The 15,148-nt window shown below is 64.8% G+C and carries 10 protein-coding genes; 9 read left to right on the top strand and 1 reads right to left on the bottom strand.

Annotation, left to right across the window (positions count from 1 at the left end; all coding sequences use genetic code 11):
• The first annotated feature begins 257 nt into the window (after nucleotides 1-257).
• The 4 genes from ACE04A_RS19045 (at nucleotide 258) to ACE04A_RS19030 (ending at nucleotide 6,827) form a co-directional block, all read left to right on the top strand.
• Nucleotides 258-2,243: a PhoX family protein gene (locus tag ACE04A_RS19045; RefSeq protein WP_448717110.1), complete on the top strand. Its 1,986-nt coding sequence runs from the start codon at nucleotides 258-260 to the stop codon at nucleotides 2,241-2,243.
• 151 nt (nucleotides 2,244-2,394) lie between these two features.
• Nucleotides 2,395-4,407, top strand: coding sequence for a nucleotide pyrophosphatase (locus ACE04A_RS19040; RefSeq protein ID WP_485820402.1), 2,013 nt, complete (start codon nucleotides 2,395-2,397; stop codon nucleotides 4,405-4,407).
• A 21-nt stretch (nucleotides 4,408-4,428) separates the two neighbouring features.
• Nucleotides 4,429-4,620: a hypothetical protein gene (locus ACE04A_RS19035; RefSeq protein WP_259248786.1), complete on the top strand. Its 192-nt coding sequence runs from the start codon at nucleotides 4,429-4,431 to the stop codon at nucleotides 4,618-4,620.
• A 35-nt stretch (nucleotides 4,621-4,655) separates the two neighbouring features.
• Nucleotides 4,656-6,827, top strand: coding sequence for a phosphocholine-specific phospholipase C (locus tag ACE04A_RS19030; RefSeq protein WP_485820401.1), 2,172 nt, complete (start codon nucleotides 4,656-4,658; stop codon nucleotides 6,825-6,827).
• 3 nt (nucleotides 6,828-6,830) lie between these two features.
• On the opposite strand, the gene ACE04A_RS19025 is transcribed toward ACE04A_RS19030, so the two are convergent.
• Complete coding sequence (locus tag ACE04A_RS19025; protein WP_259248781.1) at nucleotides 6,831-7,733, bottom strand: LysR family transcriptional regulator; 903 nt, start codon at nucleotides 7,731-7,733, stop codon at nucleotides 6,831-6,833.
• A 114-nt stretch (nucleotides 7,734-7,847) separates the two neighbouring features.
• Here ACE04A_RS19025 and ggt point away from each other — a divergent pair, with 114 nt between their 5' ends.
• The 5 genes from ggt (at nucleotide 7,848) to ACE04A_RS19000 (ending at nucleotide 14,887) form a co-directional block, all read left to right on the top strand.
• On the top strand, nucleotides 7,848-9,476 hold the full coding sequence (gene ggt / locus ACE04A_RS19020; RefSeq protein ID WP_100855330.1) for a gamma-glutamyltransferase: 1,629 nt from the start codon (nucleotides 7,848-7,850) through the stop codon (nucleotides 9,474-9,476).
• A gap of 49 nt (nucleotides 9,477-9,525) precedes the next feature.
• Complete coding sequence (locus ACE04A_RS19015) at nucleotides 9,526-11,040, top strand: ABC transporter substrate-binding protein (protein ID WP_259248779.1); 1,515 nt, start codon at nucleotides 9,526-9,528, stop codon at nucleotides 11,038-11,040.
• Between the two features lie 144 nt (nucleotides 11,041-11,184).
• Nucleotides 11,185-12,129 carry an ABC transporter permease gene (locus tag ACE04A_RS19010; RefSeq protein ID WP_100855332.1) on the top strand — a complete coding sequence of 315 codons (945 nt, stop codon included), beginning with the start codon at nucleotides 11,185-11,187 and terminating at the stop codon, nucleotides 12,127-12,129.
• Nucleotides 12,126-13,004 carry a nickel transporter permease gene (gene nikC, locus ACE04A_RS19005; RefSeq protein ID WP_050449336.1) on the top strand — a complete coding sequence of 293 codons (879 nt, stop codon included), beginning with the start codon at nucleotides 12,126-12,128 and terminating at the stop codon, nucleotides 13,002-13,004. Before ACE04A_RS19010 ends, nikC begins: the two co-directional genes overlap by 4 nt.
• A gap of 14 nt (nucleotides 13,005-13,018) precedes the next feature.
• Nucleotides 13,019-14,887 (top strand): dipeptide ABC transporter ATP-binding protein, encoded by a 1,869-nt coding sequence (locus tag ACE04A_RS19000; protein WP_259248773.1) that lies wholly within the window; start codon nucleotides 13,019-13,021, stop codon nucleotides 14,885-14,887.
• Nucleotides 14,888-15,148 lie beyond the last annotated feature (261 nt).

The following is a 15,148-nucleotide window of genomic DNA, read 5'->3' as shown; positions in this document are numbered from 1 at the left end:
TTGCAGGGCAGGGGACCGGTTCGCCGGTCCCCTATGTACGTCTGGCATCAGTACCAGCGGGCATCAGTACTTACGGGAATCATTTCTCAGGTGTAACGCCGGCCATCCCATGGCCGGCAGGCTCCTACACTCGGCGGCGTCAGCCATGCCTGATGTGTTTGATGTGTCTTCCGGCATGCGCCCAGGCGCGCGGTCGCGCGCGGCCAGTGCGCGCATGGCCGGTTCGTTGTTGGGTGTTTGAACCTGGGAGCGTTCACATGAAAAATCCTGACCACACTGATCGTCGCCGGCTGCTCAAGATGCTGGGCAGCGCGCCGATGTTGCCCCTGGGCGGCGCGGCGTTGGCCGGCTTGCTGGCCGGGCGTCATGCCTCGGCCGCCGTCTCAAGGCGGGCGGAGGAATTGGCATCCACCGAATTTGCATCCCCTGCGGCGGTATCCGCCGAATTTCTCTCCGCCGAATTCATCTCCATGCCCGCGCCGGGCTTGTCGGATCCGGCGGGCATGGCGCGCACCACGGTGGAATCGGCGATGGAGCTTGTCTTTGCCAACGGCACGCGGCGGCGCGTGCAGCTGGGCTACGAAGCGTTCTTCATGACGGGCGATCAGGTGCCCGATGGCAAGGGCGGCACCGTGCTGGCGGGCGGCTACGTCGACATCAACGGCAAGCCCATCCTGGATACCTCCGTGCCCAAGCGCGCACGGCCATTTTTTTCAGACTGCCCGGATGGCATGTCGCTGTTGACGCTGGCCCGACCCGTGGGCGAGGCCGACGGCGCCACCGGCCCGCCGGAGGCCACCGTGTACGCGGTGGTGCAGTTTGAATACCTGTCGCGCAACCAGGCGGGCGACGACATGTGGAGGCACCTGCCATCGCCGATTGCCGTGCTGACCCTGGCGCAAGACTTGCAAACCGGCGCGCTGCGGCTGGTGCGTTACTGCAATGTGGACACCGCGCCGGTGCATGGCCTGTGGGTCACCTGCGGGGCCAGCCTGTCGCCGTGGAACACGCATTTGTCCAGCGAGGAATACGAGCCCGACGCCACCACCGCGCGCGACTCGCCGTGGTTCCGGGCGTTCAGCCGCCACCTGTATGGCGACGCGCGCCGCGCCAACCCGTATCACTACGGCCATCTGCCCGAAGTGACGGTCAACCCGGACGGCACGGGCAGCATCAAGAAGCACTACTGCATGGGCCGCATCTCGCATGAACTGGTGCAGATCATGCCCGACCAGCGCACCGCGTTGATGGGGGACGACGCCACCAACGGCGGCCTGTTCATGTTCGTGGCCGATCGCAAGGCGGACCTGTCGGCCGGCACGCTCTACGTGGCCCGCTGGATGCAGACGTCGGGCGTCGGGCCGGGCGCGGCGGTGCTGCGCTGGATACGGCTGGGCCACGCCACCAGCGCCGAGGTCAAGGAAATGGCGGACGAGCTTAGCGCCGCCGACATCATGGACGTGCGCACGGCGGACCCCGTGGATACGCGCTACACCCACATCCGCTTTGACGGCAAGGACAACTGGGTCAGGCTGAAACCGGGCCGCCGCCAGGCCGCGGCCTTTCTGGAAACGCACCGCTATGCGGCGCTGGCGGGCGGCACGCTGGCCTTCACCAAGATGGAAGGCACCACGGTGAACGCGCGCGACAAGATCGCGTACACCGCCATGGCGCACATTGAGACGTCCATGGTCGATGGCACGTCGCCGCACCTGCGCGTGGAAGGGCCGGACGCGGGCGCGGTCTATCAATTGCACCTGCAAGGGGCGCAGTCGGACACCGACGGTGTTGCCATCGACAGCGACTGGGTGCCGGTGGACATGGCCGCCGTGCCGGAACTGGTGGGCGCGTTGCTGGCCGCGCCGGACGCGCTGGGCAACCGCCATCGAAGCGACTGCATTTCGAACCCCGACAACCTGAAGTTCTCGGAAAAGCTGCGCACCTTGTTCATCGGCGAAGACAGCATGGGCCGCGTGAACAGCTTCCTGTGGGCGTTCAACGTGGATACGCGCGTCTTGTCGCGCCTGTTGTCTTGTCCGGTTGCCGCCGAATCCACGGGCCTGCACGCGGTGGATGACATCAATGGCTGGACCTACATCACCAGCAACTTCCAGCACACGGCGGACTGGAACGAGGTGCATGACGTGGTGCGGCCCGTGCTGGAACCCTTGGTCAAGGCCAACTACAAGGACGGCGCGGGCGCGTCGGTGGGCTACCTGACGGGGGTGATGCTGAACCCCTGACGACCCGCGCGGGGTGGGGCGGGCGCCATCCCCTCCCCAAAGAATCCTGATCCGTCGATCAAACTTTCTGGCCTTCCCTTCATGGACCTTTCACGTTCGCCCGCCAGTATGTGCGCAGCGTAAACCCTGTTCATGAAACGAGAAGAGAAGCATGAAAGCAATGGATTGGAGAAGATGGTGCGCCATGGTGCTGGCCACCAGCGCATTGGCGGGCTGTGGGGGCGGTGATGACGATGATGACGGCGCCGAAGCGCCGCCGCCCACGCAACCGCCCGTGACCGAGCCGGCCCCGGCGACGGTCGACAAGGTCTTGTTCATCGGCGTTGACGGCCTGACGTATGACGCCATGCGACTAGGCGTGGCGGACAAGACGCTGGCCAACATCGGCCAGTTGACGGCCACGCGCGCCTGGACGGGCGGCGTTACGGGCGACGTCACCCAGCAACCCACGCTGGCCGCGCCAAGCTGGGCCACCCTGTTGACCGGCCAGTGGGCGGACGTGCACGGCGTGCGCTCCAACGCGGCGGGCCAGGCGATGAAGGTGGCCAGCCTGTTCCAGCGCATCAAGACGGCGCACCCCGAGGCGCGCACGGCGGGCGCCTTCAATTCGCCCTTGCTGGCCGGCTTGGTCGGCAGCGACCGCGACGCCGGCTACCTGCAAACCCTGACCGATTGCGCGGGCGTTGACGACTGCGTCGCCTCGCAAGCGCGTGACCGCATCACGGAAGGCTATGACGTGGTTGTTGCGCAATTCGGCGCACCCGAACGCGCCGCGTCCGATAGCGGTTTCGGCGCCAACTACAACGCCGTCATCCGCCAGACCGACGGCGCCATCGGCGTGCTGGCCAAGCAGATTGCCGACCGCCGCGCGGAACACCCCAACGAGAACTGGATGATGGTGGTGGCGTCCAGCCACGGCCTGGGCAAGACGGGCGTGGCCGATGGCCTGCCGCAAGCGGCGAACAAGACCATCTTCCTGGCCGCGAACCAGCCGACGCTGCTGGGCGGCAGCGCGGACGACGCGTCGTTTGACGGCCTTTGGGACAACAACTGGTACGCGCTGCCCAGCGCCGCCGACATCGCGCCTACCCTGCTGGCGCACCTGGACGCGCTGCCTGCCGAGGGGCAATACGACATGGCGGGCACGCCCTTGTCCGAACCCCTGGCGCTGCGCCGCCTGTCGGCCCGCACGTCCATGGACAACAAGACCGTGACGCTGTCCTGGGTACGCGTGGGCGAACCCGTGGGCGACATCATCGTCAGCCGTGACGGCGTCGAGGTGGCGCGCCTGCCCGGCACGGACACGGGCTATGCCGATACCGGCTTCACCTTCGATACCGAAGGCGTGCATACGCTGAACTACAGCGTGGCCACGGGCCGCGCCACCAGCGCCACCCGCGCCACGGTGGTGTATGCCAAGCCGGTTGAGCTGCTGGGGTCGCTGCGCACGGGCCTGACGATGCTGTTCCCCTTCGAAGGCGATGTGACCGACGTGGCGGCGGGCGGCGGGGTCATCACTCCGTATGACGGCGTGCAGGCGCCGGCCTACGCCGATGCCGGCGTGTTCGGCAAGATGTTCAAGAACGAGCGTGGCACGGCTGCCCTGGGCGCCTTCAAGCTGGACTACCCGGCCGGCATGCTGGACAGCCTGCCCGTCTTCACGATCGGCTTCTGGTACCAGTCGGACGGCACGGCGAACGACCGCTCGATCCTGGGCAACAAGGACTACAACTCCGGCGGCAATCCCGGCATCACCATCGCCCAGTGGGCGGGCCCCGAGCTGCGCTTCAACGTGGCGGGCGGCGGGTATCGCGCCGACATCAACGGGCTGAAGTTCACGGCGAACAAGCCGGTCTACATCGCCATGACCATCAACAAGCCCGCCAAGACCATGACGGCATTCGTCTATGACAGCGAAATCGGTTTCCTGCGCCGCAACACCACCACGGGCTCGGTTGACCTGGGGCTGGTGGCCGGCGTGTTCGGTCCGCACATCGGCCTGAACGAAGACGGCCTGGGCACCTACGGCATCTGCTGCGCGGGCACCAAGGGCGCCTACACCATGAATTTCGACGATCTGGCCTTCTGGTCGCGCGCCTTGACCGAGGACGAAGTGAAGTCCCTGGCGCTGTCCGGCAAGTCCGTTTCCGACCTGTTTCCCTGATGTTCCTAGGATAGAAAAACCATGAGCCATTCCCTGATCTTGCGCGGCCTGCTGCGTGCCGGCGCGGTGCTGATGCTGACCGCCACCCTGGCCGCCTGCGGCGGTGATGACGGCGACGACAGCACGACGCCGCCCGATAACGGCGGCGGGACGGAAACGCCCACGCCCGTGCCGCCCACGCCCACCAAGCCCGAACTGCGTTGCGCCCCTTGAAGCGCGCTCCCTACCGAGTCATAGGAAACCCATCCGTGAAGTCCGAAAAAGACCCGATCCACGCCGGCAAGCGCCGCTTCCTGCGCAACGCCGCCGCGTCCACCGCCGGCCTGACCGCGCTGTCGATGTTCCCGCCCGCCATTCGCCGCGCGCTGGCCATCCCCGCCAACAACCGCACCGGCACGATCAACGACGTTGAACACGTGGTGATCCTGATGCAGGAAAACCGTTCGTTCGACATGTACTTCGGCACGTACAAGGGCGTGCGCGGTTTTGGCGATCGCATCACCATTCCGCTGCCGCAGAACCGTTCGGTGTGGGAACAGACCAACGGCACCCGCGTGGTCATGCCGTATCACCTGGACAGCACGCAGGGCAACGCCCAGCGCGTGGCCGGCACGCCGCATGACTACATGGACGCGCAGATGGCGTGGGACGGCGGTCGCATGGACCAGTGGCCGCGCTACAAGCAGAACCAGTCCATGGGCTACTACCGCCAGAAAGAAGTGGACTTTCAGTTCCTGCTGGCCGAAGCCTTCACGCTGTGCGACGCCTACCACTGTTCCACCCACGGCGGCACCAACACCAACCGCCTGTTCCTGTGGACCGGCACCAACGACCCGCTGGCCCAAGGCAATGGCCCGTCGCCCCGCAACCAGTGGGACAGCCTGGGTGCGTCCACTACCGGCTGGACGTGGAAGACGTATCCGGAACGCCTGCAAGAGAACGGCGTGACGTGGAAGGTCTACCAAAACCTGCCCGAGAACTTCGGCGACAACTCGCTGGCGGGCTTTCAGCAATACCGCCGCGCCAATGAACAGGCGGGCAACGCCGCCAATGGCTCGCCGTATCCGGCCTGGACGCCCAGCATGGACGCGGCCAACCCCTTGTACAAGGGCACGGCCAACACCATGCCGGACGGCGGTTTCCTGCAATCGCTGCGCGACGACGTCAACAACGGCACCTTGCCGCAAGTGTCCTGGATCGTGGCGCCCGCCACGTATTCCGAACACCCCGGCCCGTCCAGCCCCATCCAGGGCGCGTGGTATATCCAGGAAACGCTGGACGCGCTGACGGCCAACCCGGACGTCTGGAGCAAGACGGTGCTCTTGATCAACTTCGACGAAAACGACGGCTACTTCGACCACGTGCCGCCGCCTGCCGCGCCGTCGCTGAATGCGGATGGCTCGATGGCGGGCGCCTCCACCGTCAATACCGACCTGGAACGCCACACGCATGCCTCGGCGCAGGACGCTGCCGACAATCGCGTCTACGGCCCCGGCCCGCGTGTTCCGATGTATGTGGTGTCGCCGTGGAGCCGTGGCGGCTGGGTCAATTCCCAGGCGTTTGACCACACCTCGGTGCTGCGCTTCCTGGAAGCCCGCTTCGGTGTGCCCGAAGACAACATCAGCCCGTGGCGCCGCGCCGTGCTGGGCGACCTGACCTCGGCCTTCAACTTCGCCACGCCCAACGACGAAGCGCTGCCCGACTTGAACAGCCTGACGCGCGCGGGCGCCGACCAGGTGCGCGCCGACCAGCAAGCCTTGACCGCCGTGCCGCTGCCGGACACGACGGTGCAGGCCAAGCCCGAGCAGGAAAAGGGCTATCGCTATGCGCGCCCCTTGCCGTATGAGCTGCATACCAGCGGTCGCAGCGAGCCCACCATGGGCGCCATGTGGCTGCTGTTCTCCAACACAGGCAAGCAGGCGGCGGTCTTCCATGTGTATGACCGCCTGCATCTGGACCGCCTGCCGCGCCGCTACACGGTGGAGCCCGACAAGCAGTTGGAAGGAAGCTGGGATACGGCGGCCGATGGCGGCAAGTACGACCTGTGGGTGCTGGGCCCCAATGGCTATCTCCGCCACTTCGCGGGCGACCTGGCCCTGGCGCGCACGTCGCAGTTGGACCCGGAAATCCGCGTCTGCTACGACATCGCCAACGGCGACCTCTACGTCAGCTTCATCAACAGCGGCAAGGTCGATTGCACCTTCGAAGTCACGCCCAACGCCTACTACAGCAATAACGAGCGTTGGACTTTGACCGTGCCGGCTGGCGCCAAGGTGGAACAGCACTGGGCACTGGAAGGCAGCGGCCACTGGTACGACTTCACCGCCCGCCTGGCGGAAGACCCGGCCTACCTGCGCCGCTTTGCCGGCCACGTTGAAACCGGCAAGCCGTCGGTGACCGACCCGGCAATGGGGTCGTAAGGCTCAGGCGGCAGTCTGCGGTTCGCGCGCCCGGAACGCCGTGGCGCACGCATCGCAGATTGCCGCCGTAATGCCCTGGCGCGCATGTTCGCGCCGTTCCAGCATGCCGATGGCCCGCGACAGCGGGCCCAGGTCTTGGGGCAGCGTCAGAATGCGTAGCTCGGGGCTGTGCTGCCAGTTGGACCCATTGATCAGCGGCAGCAGGGTCACGCCCACTTCCTGACGCACCAGTTCCACCAGCGTCTCGATGGCGTTGAGTTCCAGGAATTCATTCAGCGGCACCGCCAGGCGCCGCAGCAGGCGGTCGATCTGCAAGCCCGTGCGCTGCGTGCGATCAAAGCGCAGGAAGGGGTTGCCGGCCAGCACCTGGCGGGCGTCCTTGCCGGGCGCCGACGCGGGTGCAATCACCACCAGTTGCTCTTCATATAGTGGCGTCCAGCGCGTGCTGGCCATCTTGCGCCCGGCTTCCACCAGAAAGGCCGCGTCCAGTTCGCCGTCTTCGACCTTGCCGGCCAGTTCGCTGGCCTTGCCCGACAGAATGCGCACGTCCAGCTTGGGGTGGGCCTTCTTCAGCCCCGATACCACCTTGGACAGCGTACCCATGCACGACACGATGCTGCCCACCGATACCGCGCCCGCCAATTCGCCCGGCACGGTTCTCGGCAGGCGCATTCGGTCGTATAAATCCAGTAAATGCTTGATTTCAGGTAGCAATTCGCGGCCGGCTGCGTTAAGAATGGCAAGTCGGCCGCTGCGGTCGAACAGTTCCCGGCCCAGCTCGGCTTCCAATGACCGCATCTGGAAGCTGACGGCGGCCTGGGTCAGCGCTACTTGCTCGGCCGCTTCCGAAAAAGAGCCATGGTGGGCGACCGCCAGGAAAGTGCGTAAAAACCGGATGGTGCTCATAGCGGTGACCCATAAAAATTTCTTTTATGACGGAACAAAAAATCAAATTGATTTAATTAGATCACGAGAGTACCTTCGCCTGCTTAACCGTTCAGACCGTTTAGAGACAAGCACATGAAAACCTTCGACTGGGCCAACCCGTATCCCTCCGTCCGCATCCCGCTGTTCGCGCGCAACGTGGTGTCCACGTCGCACCCGCTGGCGGCCCAGGCGGGTCTGCGCATGCTGCTCAAGGGCGGCAACGCCGTGGACGCCGCCATTGCCGCCGCAGCCACGATCGTGCTGGTGGAACCAGTGTCTTGCGGCCTGGGCGGCGACTGCTTCGCCATCGTCTGGGACGGCAAGGAACTGCATGGCTTGAACTCGTCGGGCGTGGCGCCCGCCGCGTGGAATACCGAATACTTCAAGGCCAAGTACGGCACGGGCCCCGACGGCCTGGCCATCCAGCCCAAGCGCGGCTGGGACGCCGTGACGGTGCCGGGTGTGGTGGCCGGCTGGGCCGCGCTGCACGAAAAGCTGGGCAAGCTGCCGTTTGAACAACTGTTCGAACCCGCCATCGAAATCGCCGAGCGCGGCTATGCCGTGCCGCCGGTCGTGGCGCACAAGTGGGCCGCCGCCGCCGACGAACTGAAGTCGCAGCCCGGCTACGCCGCCGCCTTCATGCCCGAGGGCCGCGCGCCCAAGGTCGGCGAACACTTCCGCTTTCCTGACGCCGCCAACACGCTGCGCCGCATCGCCGAATCCAAGGGCCGCGACTTCTATGAAGGCGAGCTGGCCGAACGCATCGCCGCCTTCAGCAAGGAATGCGGCGGCGCGATGACGCTGGAAGACCTGCGCAACTACCGTCCGGACTGGGTCAAGCCCATTTCGAAGTCGTACCGTGGCTACGAGCTGCACGAAATCCCGCCCAACGGGCAGGGCATTGCCGCGCTGATCGCGCTGGGTATCGTCGAACGCTTTGATATGTCCGACATGCCGGTGGATTCGGTGCAGTCGCAGCACATCCAGATCGAAGCCATGAAGCTGGCGTTTGCTGATCTGTATAAGTACGTGGCCGACCCGCGCGCCATGCAGGTGACGCCCGAGCAGATGCTGTCGGACGCCTATCTGGACAGCCGCGCCAAGCTGATCCGCCTGGACCAGGCCACGCATTTCGAAGCCGGCCGCCCGCATGCCGGCGGCACCATCTACCTGACCGCCGCCGACGAAAACGGCATGATGATTTCGTTCATCCAGTCCAACTACATGGGCTTCGGATCGGGCGTGGTCGTGCCGGGCACCGGCATCAGCATGCAGAACCGTGGCGTGGGTTTCTCGATGGATCCCAAGTCGGCCAACGTGGTCGAAGGCGGCAAGCGCCCGTTCCACACCATCATCCCGGGCTTCCTGACGCGCGGCGGCAAGCCGGTGATGAGCTTTGGCGTGATGGGCGGCGACATGCAGCCCCAAGGCCACATGCAGACGGTCGTGCGCATGATCGACTACCACCAGAACCCGCAGGCCGCGTGCTGCGCGCCGCGCTGGAAGGTCAACCGCGACTTCACGCTGGACATCGAGACCAACATGAAGGCCTCCACCATTGCAGGCCTGAAAGACCTGGGGCATGCTTTGAAGTCCGTTGACGATCCGTACATGGACTTCGGCGCCGGCCAGTTCATCTGGCGCATGTCCGAAAACGACAACGAACTGGGTTATGTCGCCGCCAGCGACAGCCGCCGCGACGGCCAGGCAGTCGGCTTCTAAGACAGCCCTTCACATTCAAGCATCGCAAGCACCAAGGGGAAATACCACAATGAAACGCTTGACCTTGACCTTCGGCGCCAGCTTGCTGGCGCTGGCCGCCGGCGCCGCGTGCGCCCAGAACATCCGCATCGGCCTGCAGGAAGATCCGGACGTGCTGGACCCGCACCGCGCCCGCACCTATGTGGGCCGCATCGTGTTCACGTCGCTGTGCGACAAGCTGGTGGACATTGATCCCAAGCTGCACTTCGTGCCGCAACTGGCCACGTCGTGGTCGTTCAGCCCCGACAACAAGGTGCTGACCTTCAAGCTGCGTGACGACGCGCTGTTCCACGACGGCTCGAAGTTCGACGCCGCCGCGGCCAAGGCCAACATCGAACGCGCCAAGTCCCTGCCGGACAGCCTGCGCAAGGGCGAACTGGCCTCGGTCGACAAGGTAGACGCGCCGGACGCCACGACGCTGGTGCTTACCCTGAAAAAGCCGGACGCCACCTTGCTGGCGCAGTTGTCGGACCGCGCCGGCATGATGCTGTCGCCCGCGACCTTCAACGACGCCGACGTGGCCGCCGTGGGCCGCAAGCCCGTGTGCTCGGGCCCGTACAAGTTTGTGGAACGCATCCAGAACGACCGCATCGTGCTGGAGAAGTTCGACAAGTACTACGACGCCAAGGACTACGCCTTCCAGCGCATCACCTTCCTGCCCATCCCCGACACCACGGTGCGCTTGTCGAACCTGCGCGCAGGCGACCTGGACATGCTGGAACGCCTGAACCCGTCGGACGCGCCGCAAGTCAAGACCGACACCAACCTGACCTTCGCGCCGGTGGCGGGCCTGGGCTTCCAGCAGTTCATGTTCAACGTGGGCAACGGCAAGCGCGCCGAAGACAACCCGTTCAAGAACAAGCTGGTGCGCCAGGCGTTCCAGTACGCCATCGACCGCAACGTCATCAACGACGTGGCGGGCGGCGGCATCTTCGAACCCGCGCAGCAGCCGTTCCCGCCCGCAAGCCCGTATCACAGCGAGAAGTTCCCCGTTACCCAGCGTGACGTGGCCAAGTCCAAGGCGCTGTTGAAGCAGGCCGGCATGGAACGCGTGAAGGCCGAGCTGGTGTTCGGCAACAACACGACCACCTCGTCCATCGCGGAAATCGTGCAGGCCATGGCGGCCGAGGCGGGCTTTGACCTGTCCTTGCGTCCCACGGAATACGCGGCCCTGCAGAAAGAAGCGTCGGCCGGCAACTTCCAGATCGTGATGCTGGGCTGGTCCGGCCGGGTTGATCCGGACGGCAACATTTACGCCTTCGTGACGTGCAAGGGCGCGTTGAACGACGGCCATTACTGCAATCCGGAAGTGGACAAGCTGCTGAATGAAGCCCGCACCATTCCGGATGAAGCCCAGCGCAAGGTCATCTACGAAAAGGCGCTGACGATCATGCAGGACGAGCTGCCCGGCGTGTACAACTACTACCAGCCGTGGCCGTTCGTGATGGCCAAGAAGGTCAAGGGCTTCACGCCGTATCCGGATGGCATGATCCGTCTGAAGGGTGTGACGTTCGCGCAGAAGTGACGACGAGGCGCGGCGGCCCGCCTGTTTGGTGGCTGCCGCGCGCGTGGGGCGCAGCGATGCGTCCCATGGCTTTTTGCGGCGGACGCGCGCCAGGTGCTGTTGGCCTGAGCCCGTCCGCCGTTCCTGTTCTACGGTTTTCCCCACATGCTTAAACTTATCTTGCGCCGCGTGATCGTCGCGATACCGACACTGATACTGGTGTCGATGATCGTCTTCATGCTGCAGAAAATCTTGCCCGGCGACCCGGTGCTGACCTTGGCCGGCGAAGAGCGCGACCCGGCCGTGCTGGATTATCTGCGCGACAAATACCGCCTGAACGACCCGCTGCCCGTGCAATACGCGGCCTGGGCCGGGCAGGTGCTGCAAGGCGACCTGGGCAAGTCCCTGCGCACCGACGTGCCCGTCACGACGCTGATCGCGCAAAAGCTGCCCGTAACCCTGCAACTGGCCGCCATGGCCATGTTCTTTGCGCTCTTGATCGGCATTCCCATGGGGATCATCGCTGCGGTGCGCAAGGGCAAGCCCATTGAAATGGGCGCCAACATCGCGGCGCTGTCCGGCATGTCGATTCCCAATTTCTGGCTGGGCATCATCTTGATCATGGTGGTGTCGGTGCAATGGAAGCTGCTGCCAGCATCGGGCTATGTGTCGCCGGCCGAAGATTTCTGGCTGTCGATCAAGACGATGCTGATGCCGTCGCTGGTGCTGTCTACCGCCATTGCCGCGTATCTGATGCGGCACACGCGCTCGTCGATGCTGGAGGCGCTGTCGGCCGATTACGTGCGCACCGCGCGCGCCAAGGGTGTGTCGCCGCGCAAGGTGGTGCTGCGCCATGCGCTGCGCAATGCGTTGATGCCGATCGTGACGCTGGTGACGTTGCTGTTTGGTGAATTGCTGGCCGGCGCCGTGCTGACCGAACAGGTCTTCACGATTCCGGGCTTTGGCAAGCTGGTGGTGGACGCGGTGTTCACGCGCGATTACGCGGTGGTGCAGGGCGTGGTGCTCTGCGTGGCGGTGGGCTTCATTCTGATGAACCTGCTGGCCGACATTCTGTACATCCTGGTCAACCCCCGCCTGAGGCACTCATGAGCGCAAATACTGCAACGGCCGCTGCCGTCACGCCGCCCCGCAGCCGCAATCGCGCCTGGGGAAAATTCAAACGCAACCACATCGCGATGCTGGGCTTGGGCATCGTGGCGTTCTTCGTGCTGCTGGCCGTGCTGGCGCCGTTTATCGCCAACCACGATCCCTTGCAGACCAGCTTCACCACCATCCGCAAGGCGCCGTCGGCGTCGTACTGGCTGGGCACGGATGAACTGGGCCGCGATATTTTCAGCCGCATGGTCTATGGCGCTCGCGCGTCGTTGATGGCGGGCCTGGTGTCGGTGCTGATCGCCTTGGTGGTCGGGGTGCCGTTCGGGCTTGCGGCCGGCTACTTCGGCGGCTGGACGGACAGCATCATTTCGCGCGCCACGGAAGCGCTGCTGGCCATTCCGTTCCTGATCCTGGCGATTGCGCTGGCCGCGTTTCTTGGACCTAGCCTGACCAATGCGATGATCGCCATTGGCGTATCGGCCGCGCCCAAGTTCGTGCGGCTGACGCGCGGGCAGGTGCTGGCGGTGAAGAACGAAGACTATGTGCAGAGCGCGCGCGCGCTGGGCGCATCCGACTTGCGGATCATCGGTCGGCACGTGTTTCCCAACGTGATGCCGCCGCTGATCGTGCAGGCCACCATCACCATCGCCACGGCCATCATCGCCGAGGCCAGCCTGTCGTTCCTGGGGCTGGGCCTGCAACCGCCGACGCCGTCGTGGGGCTCGATGCTGAACACGGCCAAGAACTTCATGACCCAGGCGCCCTGGATGTCGATCTTTCCCGGATCGGCCATTTTCCTGGTGGTGCTGGGCTTCAATCTGCTGGGTGACGGGCTGCGCGACGCGCTCGATCCGCGTCAGGAAAAGTAATCACTATGGCAACAATGGATTCCAAACGCGTCGTCGAGGTCAATGGCCTGTCGGTGCGCTTCAAGACCCCGGATCGCACGGTGGACGCCGTGCGCAATGTGTCGTTCCATGTGGATCGCGGCGAAACCCTGGCCATCGTGGGTGAGTCGGGTTCGGGTAAGTCGGTGACGTCGCTGGCGCTGATGCGGCTGGTGGAATATGGCGGCGGCAAGATCATCAATGGCGACATGTTCCTGCGCCGCCGCAATGGCGAGGTGCTGGACTTGGCGAACGCGCCGGACACGACGTTGCAGCGCGTGCGCGGTGCGGACGTGGCGATGATTTTCCAGGAGCCGATGACGTCGCTGAACCCCAGCTTCACGGCGGGCAACCAGATTGCCGAGGCCTTGCAATTGCACCAGGGTTTGGATGCGGCGGCGGCGCGTGCGGAAACGCTGCGCATGCTGGAGCGCGTGCGCATTCCCGAGGCGCGGGCCATTCTTGATCGTTATCCGCATCAGCTGTCTGGCGGGATGCGGCAGCGGGTGATGATTGCGATGGCGCTGTCGTGCAAGCCGCAGTTGCTGATTGCCGATGAGCCGACGACGGCGCTGGATGTGACTATCCAGGCGCAGATTCTGCAGCTGATCCGTCAGTTGCAGGAAGAGATGGACATGGGGGTGATTTTCATCACGCACGATATGGGCGTGGTGGCGGAAGTGGCGGACCGGGTGCTGGTGATGTATCGCGGCGACAAGGTGGAAGAGGGCGGTTCGGACGAGATTTTCGCGCGTCCGCAGCATGCTTACACTCGCGCGTTGTTGTCGGCGGTGCCACGCTTGGGGGCGATGCACGGCACGGATGAGCCGGCGCCGTTTCCGCTGTTGAAGCTGGAAGAGGCGGCGCAGGTGGCGGACCCGGCGGCGTTGGTGGATGCGCCGGTGGCGGCGCCGTCAACGGTGCGGCGCGAGAACGGTCCGGTGCTGAAGGTGCGTGACCTGACGACGAGTTTCGATATTACGGGCGGCATTCTGGGCCGGGTGCAAAAGCGTGTGCATGCGGTGGAGAAGGTCAGTTTCGATCTGTACCCGGGCGAGACTTTATCGCTGGTGGGTGAGTCGGGCTGCGGCAAGACGACGACGGGTCGGTCGCTGTTGCAACTGGTGAAGAGCAAGGGCGGCACGATCGAGTTCGACGGCAAGAACATCGGCGCATTGCGCGGTAGCGCGATGCAGACGTTGCGCCAACATATCCAGTTCATTTTCCAGGACCCGTTTGCATCGCTGGACCCGCGCATGACGGTGGGTTATTCGATCATGGAGCCGTTGCTGATCCACGGGGTAGCAAAGGGCAAGGCGGCCGAGGAGCGGGTGCGCTGGCTGATGGAAAAGTGCGGGCTGCTGCCGGAAATGATCGACCGCTATCCGCATGAGTTTTCGGGCGGGCAGCGCCAGCGTATCTGCATTGCGCGGGCGTTGGCGTTGAATCCGAAGGTGGTGATTGCGGATGAGTCGGTGTCGGCGCTGGACGTGTCGATCCAGGCGCAGATCGTGAATCTGCTGCTGGATCTGCAACGGGAACTGGGGGTGTCGTTCCTGTTCATTTCGCACGATATGGCGGTGGTGGAACGAGTGAGCCACCGGGTGGCGGTGATGTACCTGGGCCAGATCGTCGAAATCGGCCCCCGCCGAGCCATCTTCGAAAACCCGCAGCATCCGTATACGAAGAAGCTGATGGCAGCGGTGCCGATCGCGGACCCGCAACGACGGCATCGTGAACGGTCGCTGCTGGTGGACGAGATTCCCAGCCCGATGAGAAAGCTGGGCGATGACCCGCTGGTGGAGCCGCTGGTGGCCGTCGGAGAAGGGCATTTCGTGGCGCGGCATTCGATTGGGGTTTATTGAGGGCGATGTTGGTCCTGGGATTCGATGTGGATCTAAGGATTCGATGTTGATCCTGGGAGGGCGATGCGGACCCTAGGCTGTCGTGGGTCCTGGGCTGCTATGTGAGTTCGAGGATGCGAGGTCACTCCTGGGCTGCGATGTTGATCTGGGGATGCAATGTCACTCCTGGGATGGGCTGTTGGTCCTGGGGTGGGATGTTGGTTCTTAAGGCGCGTTCGGCGTCGGGGGGGGGGGGGGGGGGGGGGGGGGATTGCGGTCCGG

The organism is Achromobacter colocynthidis, assembly GCF_057334535.1.
The sequence above is the reverse complement of the archived record's forward strand: the minus strand, read 5'-3'. Positions and strand labels throughout refer to the sequence as shown.

What these genes read in the sequence shown, in the direction of transcription:
- ACE04A_RS19045 (WP_448717110.1), top strand. Translation starts at nt 258, where the DNA reads ATGAAAAATCCTGACCACACTGATCGTCGCCGGCTGCTCAAGATGCTG.
- ACE04A_RS19040 (WP_485820402.1), top strand. Translation starts at nt 2,395, where the DNA reads ATGAAAGCAATGGATTGGAGAAGATGGTGCGCCATGGTGCTGGCCACC.
- ACE04A_RS19035 (WP_259248786.1), top strand. Translation starts at nt 4,429, where the DNA reads ATGAGCCATTCCCTGATCTTGCGCGGCCTGCTGCGTGCCGGCGCGGTG.
- ACE04A_RS19025 (WP_259248781.1), bottom strand. Translation starts at nt 7,733, where the DNA reads ATGAGCACCATCCGGTTTTTACGCACTTTCCTGGCGGTCGCCCACCAT.
- ggt (WP_100855330.1), top strand. Translation starts at nt 7,848, where the DNA reads ATGAAAACCTTCGACTGGGCCAACCCGTATCCCTCCGTCCGCATCCCG.
- ACE04A_RS19015 (WP_259248779.1), top strand. Translation starts at nt 9,526, where the DNA reads ATGAAACGCTTGACCTTGACCTTCGGCGCCAGCTTGCTGGCGCTGGCC.
- ACE04A_RS19010 (WP_100855332.1), top strand. Translation starts at nt 11,185, where the DNA reads ATGCTTAAACTTATCTTGCGCCGCGTGATCGTCGCGATACCGACACTG.
- nikC (WP_050449336.1), top strand. Translation starts at nt 12,126, where the DNA reads ATGAGCGCAAATACTGCAACGGCCGCTGCCGTCACGCCGCCCCGCAGC.
- ACE04A_RS19000 (WP_259248773.1), top strand. Translation starts at nt 13,019, where the DNA reads ATGGATTCCAAACGCGTCGTCGAGGTCAATGGCCTGTCGGTGCGCTTC.